Origin of the sequence: Sphingomonas sp., assembly GCF_042091075.1 — a bacterium.
In the GTDB taxonomy this organism is placed as follows: domain Bacteria; phylum Pseudomonadota; class Alphaproteobacteria; order Sphingomonadales; family Sphingomonadaceae; genus Sphingomonas.
This window is the reverse complement of the sequence record NZ_JBELIE010000174.1, coordinates 1-6,553: the sequence shown is the minus strand read 5'-3', so window position 1 is coordinate 6,553 and position 6,553 is coordinate 1. Positions and strand designations below refer to the sequence as shown.

Sequence of the window (6,553 nt, the reverse complement as noted above, 5' to 3'; positions counted from 1 at the left end):
GCATCACCATGCCCAGCGCGCGACCGCGCGGGATGATCGTCGCCTTGTGGATCGGATCGGACGCCGGCTCGTGCATCGCGACGATCGCATGGCCCGCCTCGTGATAGGCGGTCATCCGCTTCTCGTCCTCGGTCATCACCATCGAACGCCGCTCGGCGCCCATCATCACCTTGTCCTTGGCCTCCTCGAACTCGGCCATCGCGACAAGGCGCTTGCCCTTCCGCGCCGCCATCAGCGCCGCCTCGTTGACGAGATTGGCAAGATCGGCACCCGAGAAACCCGGCGTGCCGCGCGCGATCACCCGCGCATCGACGTCGGGCGCCAGCGGCACCTTCTTCATATGGACTTCGAGGATCTTGACGCGGCCATCGATATCCGGACGCGGCACCACCACCTGGCGATCGAAGCGGCCGGGGCGCAGCAGCGCCGGATCCAGCACGTCGGGGCGGTTGGTCGCCGCGACGATGATGATGCCTTCGTTGGCCTCGAAACCGTCCATTTCGACCAGAAGCTGGTTCAGCGTCTGCTCGCGCTCGTCATTGCCATTGCCCAGCCCGGCGCCACGATGCCGGCCGACCGCGTCAATCTCGTCGATGAAGACGATGCACGGCGCGCTCTTCTTGGCCTGTTCGAACATGTCGCGAACGCGGCTCGCGCCGACACCGACGAACATCTCGACGAAGTCCGAACCGGAAATGGTGAAGAACGGCACGCCCGCTTCCCCCGCGATCGCGCGGGCGAGCAGCGTCTTGCCGGTGCCGGGGGAGCCGACCAGCAGCGCACCCTTCGGGATCTTGCCGCCCAGGCGGGCGAATTTGGTCGGATCTTTCAGGAACTCGACGATCTCGGTCAGCTCGGCGCGCGCTTCGTCGATGCCCGCGACATCGTCGAACGTGACCTTGCCTTCCTTCTGCGTCAGCATCCGCGCGCGGCTCTTGCCGAAGCCCATCGCGCCGCCCGCGCCGCCGCCTTTCTGCATCTGGCGCAGCACGAAGAACGCGATCCCGATGAACAGCAGGAACGGCAACGAGTTATACAGCATCAGCATCCAGATCGACGGGCCTTCCTCCGGCTTGCCCGCCACCTCGACGCCCGCCTTGCGGAGCTTCTCGATCAGCCCCGAATCCTGCACCGGATAGGTGCGGAACTTGTCGCCGCTCGACAGCGTCCCGGTGATGATGTCACGCGAAACGTTGACGTCCTTCACCGTGCCTTCGTCGACACGGTCGAGGAAGTTGGAATAGGCGATCGTGTTGCCCTGCGCGGTGCTGGTACGACCGTCAAACAGCGTGACCACCAACGCGAGCGACACCAGCACGCCGACCCAGATCAGCAGGCTTTTCATCCACGGATTGGGGTTGCCACCCCCACCGTTCGGGTCACCACCGTTGGAAGGCCGATCGTTATCGCTCATGGAGTACCTTTCATCCCTCCGCAATGTAGGACGGCGCGGGTTAATGGCAATGGAACAAGTGGTCGAAGAACGCCGGTCAGAGTGATCGACGCGGCGGCGCGGCACCAAACGACCAGCCATTCGGCCCCGGCGACACCTTTACCCCGCCCTGCACCGCCGCCTGCCCCGCCGCCAGCCGATCAAGCAACGGCTCGACATTGGCCGAGTCGGCGAAGGGCGGCCGGGCGATCGTCAGCGTCGCGCGGATGTCGGCGATCGCGCGCCGTACCAGCCGCCGCTGCAGCTCGCGCGGCTCGTCCCCGATCGCGAACGGTCGGCCGGGGCCGTGCCAGTGCTGCCGCCACAGCCGCTCGACCTGCACCGCAATCACCTCTTCGGCATCGGCCAGCCAGGCCGCCGAGGTGGCGATCCGCGCCGCATCCAGCGCGGGTGTCGCGGCCAGTACGCCGCGGATGCGGGTGCGATCGTGGCGGGGATCGTCGTTGGAGGGGTCATCGACGAACGGCACCATCGCCGCCGTGGCAAGCGCGCGCAAATCCGCGCGTCGCCATGTCAGCAACGGGCGCAGAATCGCCACGCCACCCTCCCGCCGCCAAGCCCGCACCCCCGCCAGCCCGGCCAGCCCGGACGCGCGATTGAGCCGCATCAACATCGTTTCCGCCTGATCGTCGGCGTGATGCGCGGTCAGCAGCGTGCCGGCGTCCGCGGCCCATGCCGTCAGCGCGGTGTAGCGCGCCGCGCGCGCGCGCATCTGGATACTGCTGCCGGTGATCGGCGTGTCGGGCGACAGCGTGGCATGCGGCACACCCATTTCGGCGCAGGCGCGTGCCACCATCGCCGCTTCGGCGGCCGACCCCTGGCGCAGATGATGGTCGAACGTCGCCGCCGTCACCCGGCCCGGAAAGGCGGCCGCGGCGAGGGCAAGCATCGCCATCGAATCCGCGCCGCCCGATACCGCCAGCGCCACCCTGGCCTCGTCCACCGATGTCGCACCGTCGAAGGCGCGCGCCAGCAGGCGCGCCATGTCGCCGCGAAAGCGTGCCACCGCCGCGTCGGGCGGCGGCACGATCATCCCCTTACTTGCACTTCGCCGCTACGCGCGCACGGGCGACGTCGGCTTTCATTTCAGCCGAGATCTTGTCGCCGTACACGTCCCCCAATTCGCCATAGACCTTGCACGCATCGGCCGGCTTATTGAGCTTCATCAGCGCGCTGCCGAGATAATAAAGGCTGTCGGGCGCTCGTTCTCCGTCAGGGAACTTCTTGTAATTGTCGTAGAAGGCGATCGACGCGAGGCTAGGCTTGCCATCATCCAGATAGGCGCGGCCGAGCAGATTCTGCGCGAAGCTGGCGCGGCGGTGCTTGGGATAGTCGGCCACTACCTTTTTCAGCTGCGTTTCGGCTTCGGCATACTTCTTGGCGGACCACAGGCGATAGCCATAGGTATAGGCATCCTCCGCCGGATCGCCGCCGCTGGGCTTGTCGATCCCGGCCACGACCGGCTCGACAGCGGGTTTGGACGCGCCGCGCACCGGGGCGGGGGCGGTCGGCACGGTCACGCCGGTATCACCCGCAGCGACAGGACCGCCAGTGCCGCTGGCACCGGGACCGGCGGCAGCAGGGACGGCGTTCAATCGCGCATCAGTGTCCTTGCGAAAGGCGGCGAACTGATCCTCCAACTGACGCAGGCGATGCTGCGCCTGCTCGATCTGGCCGGTCATCGTCGCCATCTGCTGTTCGAGCGAGGTAACGCGCGCTGTCAGATCGGTCAGCGCGCTCGTCGCGGGTACGCCCTCGGGCGTCGTCGGCGCGATCGTCGGGCTGATTTGCGGCTCGACCATCTGACCGGCGCCGCCCGGAAACACCTTGCGCTGCACCGCGCGCATCTCGCTTTCCAGCTTGCCGACGCGCCCTTCCAACGGCGCGCCCGATTGCGCCGCGACCGGCGTCGCCAGCACGGCGGCAACCGCCATCCCCAGCCCCAATGTCCTCATCATCAACCCCCGGTGCCTTGATAACCCGGTCATATCCTTAAGATTCGCGGCTGTCTCGCACCTGAAGCGGCTTTATCGATCGAGCGTATTTCCATCCGCCGGTTCGGTAAAAGCGGGCGGCACCGCGCGCGACGTGGCGGCGCTCGGTCGCGTCGCCGGCGCCGCGGCGGTGGCGGCCGCGATCGGCGCCGCGCCATTGGCGCGCGCGGTCAATGCCGCGGCGCTGATCGGCACGTTCTTGATCGCGCGCTTGCCATCCCCCAGCGGCGGCACCTCGCGGCCATCGACAGTGATCGTCAACTGATCGGGGCGGCCGACGTTGATCATCGGCCCCTTGGCATCGGCGGGCACTTCGAACGTTTCGCCGGGCTTCTTGGTGCCGAGGAACAGCGTCTTGTCATCGGCGTCGTAGATCCGCATCCACACCTCGTCCCGCGCGGTCAGCACCACCTTGCCCGCCGCCACCGGGGTGGGGCTCGCCGCCGGCACCGGCGCGCTGCTGGCGGCAGCCCCGCCGGGAGAGCCGGCCGTCACCGGCGCCGTCTCCGACGTGCCACGGAACAGCCCGGTCGACAGCCACAACAGCCCCAGTACCAGCACCGCCAGCGCGATGCCGGCCGCGACGATCACCAGCCCGCGCGACGGCCCGCGCGCGGGATCGGCGATCTCCTCGATATGATGCTGCCGCAACGGCATCGCGCCGCGCGCCAGCTCGCTGCGGATCGCTCGCCCGATCTCGGCCTGATCGACCCCGACCGCACGGGCATAGGCGCGCGCAAAGCCGGAGGCGTAGGTCGGCGAGGGCAGCAGGTCGAGCCGGTCTTCCTCCAGCGCCTCCAGGAAACGCTGCGTCACGCGCGTGCGCGCCGCGACCTCCGCCACCGACAGCCCCTGCGCCTCGCGGGCGGCGCGCAGGCGTGCACCGACTGTGGCCGAAGCCGCAGCCGTTGGTGCGGGTTGCTGTCCATCGCTCATTTTAGTCTCCGACCCCCGCGCTGCTGCCCCGTTCTCTTGCGGGAACGTGTTCGTCTCCCAAAGCCGCCGGGGAGTGTCAACCGATGCCGGGTGCGCACCCGCTCGCTTCGCCGCAACCTTATGCCAGTTCCACGCCGTGGTCGACCGCCCAAACCGTCAGCGCACCCCGCATATCGCGCGGCGGGGCGGCAAGCAGGTCGGTCATGAACGTCGTCAGCGCGCCGCGGTCGAGCGAGCGGATCATCGCCTTGATCGGTCCCACCGCCGCCGGCGTGATCGACAGCCGTTCGATGCCCAGCCCGATCAGCGCCATCGCCTCCAGCGGGCGCCCGCCCATCTCGCCGCAGACCGCGATCGGCACATCGGTCGCACGCGCGGCCTCCTTCACCTGATGCAGGAACCGCAGGATCGCGCTGGACAGCCAGTCGTAGCGGTCCGCCAGCTTCGGATTGGCGCGATCCGCCGCGAACAGGAATTGCGTCAGATCGTTGGTGCCGATCGACAGGAAATCCACTTTCGGCAGCAACAGATCGAGCTGGTAGGCGAGCGCGGGCACCTCCAGCATCGCGCCATAACGAATGTCGAGCGGCAGGCGCTTGCCCCGCGTGGTCAAGAACTGGCGCTGCGCCTCGAACAGATCGCGCGCCTCGTCAAACTCCCAAGCCTCTGATACCATGGGAAACATCACGTTCAATATGCGCCCCGCCGCCGCCTCCAGCAGCGCGCGCGCCTGCGCCTTCATCAGCCCGTCGCGCTCCAGCGCCAGCCGCAGCGCGCGCCAGCCCATCGCCGGGTTCTCCTCCTCGGCGGCATCGCTGATCAGATAGGGGAGCGCCTTGTCACCGCCGATATCGACGGTGCGGAAAATGACCGGGCGCTGGCCCGCCGCGTCCAGCACCTCGCGATACAGCCGCTGCTGTCGTTCGCGTTGCGGCAGCGTGGCGGAAACGAGGAACTGAAACTCGGTGCGGAACAGCCCGATGCCATCCGCGCCGGTCACGTCGAGCGCGGCGACATCGTCGCGCAGCCCGGCGTTGACCATCACGGTGATGCGCTGTCCGTCCTTCGTTTCGGGCGCCACGTCGCGCAGCGCGGCATAAGCGGCGCGGCGCTTTTGCCGCGCGGCGACCTTCGCCTCGAACGCCTCTTCCATCACGGTCGAGGGCCGGACGGTCAGCGTCCCCTCGGTCACGTCGAGCAGCAACAGATCGCCTTCGGCGATCAACCGCCGCACGTCGCGCACCCTACCCAAAACGGGCACACCCATCGCGCGCGCGACGATCGTAACGTGCGCGGTCAGCGATCCTTCCTCCAGCACGACGCCCTTCAACCGCCGCCGGTCATATTCCAGCAGCTCCGCCGGCCCGAGGTTGCGGGCGATCAGGATCGTATCCTGGCGCAGCCCCAGTTGCGCGGCGGTGCCCATCTGCCCCGACACGATCCGCAACAGCCGGTTCGACAGATCCTCCAGATCGTGCATCCGATCGGCCAGCAACGGATCGTCGATCTCGCGCATGCGCTGGCGGGTACGCTGCTGCACCCGCTCGATCGCCGCCTCCGCGGTCAACCCGCTGTCGATCGCCTCGTTGATCCGCCGTGACCAGCCTTCGTCATAAGCGAACATCTTGTAGGTCTGGATAACCTCCTGATGCTCGTCACCGACGCCGAACTCGGCTTCGCGCGCGATCCGGTCGATCTGCTCGCGCATCTTGTCGAACGCGGCATAGACGCGGTGGCGCTCCGCCTCGGTATCCTCCGCGACGGTATGTTCGATATGGATGCGCGGCTGGTGAAACACCGCGCAGCCGACCGCCATGCCGTCGACCAGCTTCTGCCCCGCGATGCGTAGCGAGGCGGTCGATTGCGGCCGGTCGGCACGCGCGCCCTGATCGATCAGCCCGGCATTGGCGATCAGTTCGGACAGCACCATCGCCACCGTCTGCAGCGCCTCGATCTCCACCCCTTCATAGCGGCGCGGGTCGGCATGCTGCACCGCCAGCACCCCCACCGCGCGCTCCCGCCGGATGATCGGCACTCCGGCGAAGCTGTGAAAGCGATCCTCGCCAGTCTCGGGCTTGTACGCGAAATCGGGATGGCTCGCGGCCTCGTCGAGGTTCAGCACCTCGTTGTTCGCGGCGATCGTGCCGACCAGCCCCTCGCCCATCGCCAG

General features: G+C 68.1%; 5 protein-coding genes. All 5 read right to left on the bottom strand.

Annotated elements, in window-relative coordinates; translation table 11 throughout:
• Window positions 1-1,414, bottom strand: a 1,414-nt coding sequence (ftsH, locus tag ACFDSW_RS14270; protein ID WP_375250945.1) for an ATP-dependent zinc metalloprotease FtsH, incomplete at its 3' end; no start/stop codon positions are given.
• Window positions 1,415-1,490: 76 nt separating this feature from the next.
• Window positions 1,491-2,486 (bottom strand): tRNA lysidine(34) synthetase TilS, encoded by a 996-nt coding sequence (gene tilS / locus ACFDSW_RS14265; protein ID WP_375250944.1) that lies wholly within the window; start codon window positions 2,484-2,486, stop codon window positions 1,491-1,493.
• A 4-nt stretch (window positions 2,487-2,490) separates the two neighbouring features.
• Window positions 2,491-3,408, bottom strand: coding sequence for a YbgF trimerization domain-containing protein (locus tag ACFDSW_RS14260; protein ID WP_375250946.1), 918 nt, complete (start codon window positions 3,406-3,408; stop codon window positions 2,491-2,493).
• Window positions 3,409-3,480: 72 nt separating this feature from the next.
• On the bottom strand, window positions 3,481-4,383 hold the full coding sequence (locus ACFDSW_RS14255) for a helix-turn-helix domain-containing protein (RefSeq protein WP_375250943.1): 903 nt from the start codon (window positions 4,381-4,383) through the stop codon (window positions 3,481-3,483).
• Window positions 4,384-4,501: 118 nt separating this feature from the next.
• The coding region (gene ptsP / locus ACFDSW_RS14250; RefSeq protein WP_375250942.1) for a phosphoenolpyruvate--protein phosphotransferase at window positions 4,502-6,553 on the bottom strand (2,052 nt) is incomplete at its 5' end.

Coding starts and splice junctions, on each gene's coding strand:
- tilS (WP_375250944.1), bottom strand. CDS start 2,486: ATGATCGTGCCGCCGCCCGACGCGGCGGTGGCACGCTTTCGCGGCGAC.
- ACFDSW_RS14260 (WP_375250946.1), bottom strand. CDS start 3,408: ATGAGGACATTGGGGCTGGGGATGGCGGTTGCCGCCGTGCTGGCGACG.
- ACFDSW_RS14255 (WP_375250943.1), bottom strand. CDS start 4,383: ATGAGCGATGGACAGCAACCCGCACCAACGGCTGCGGCTTCGGCCACA.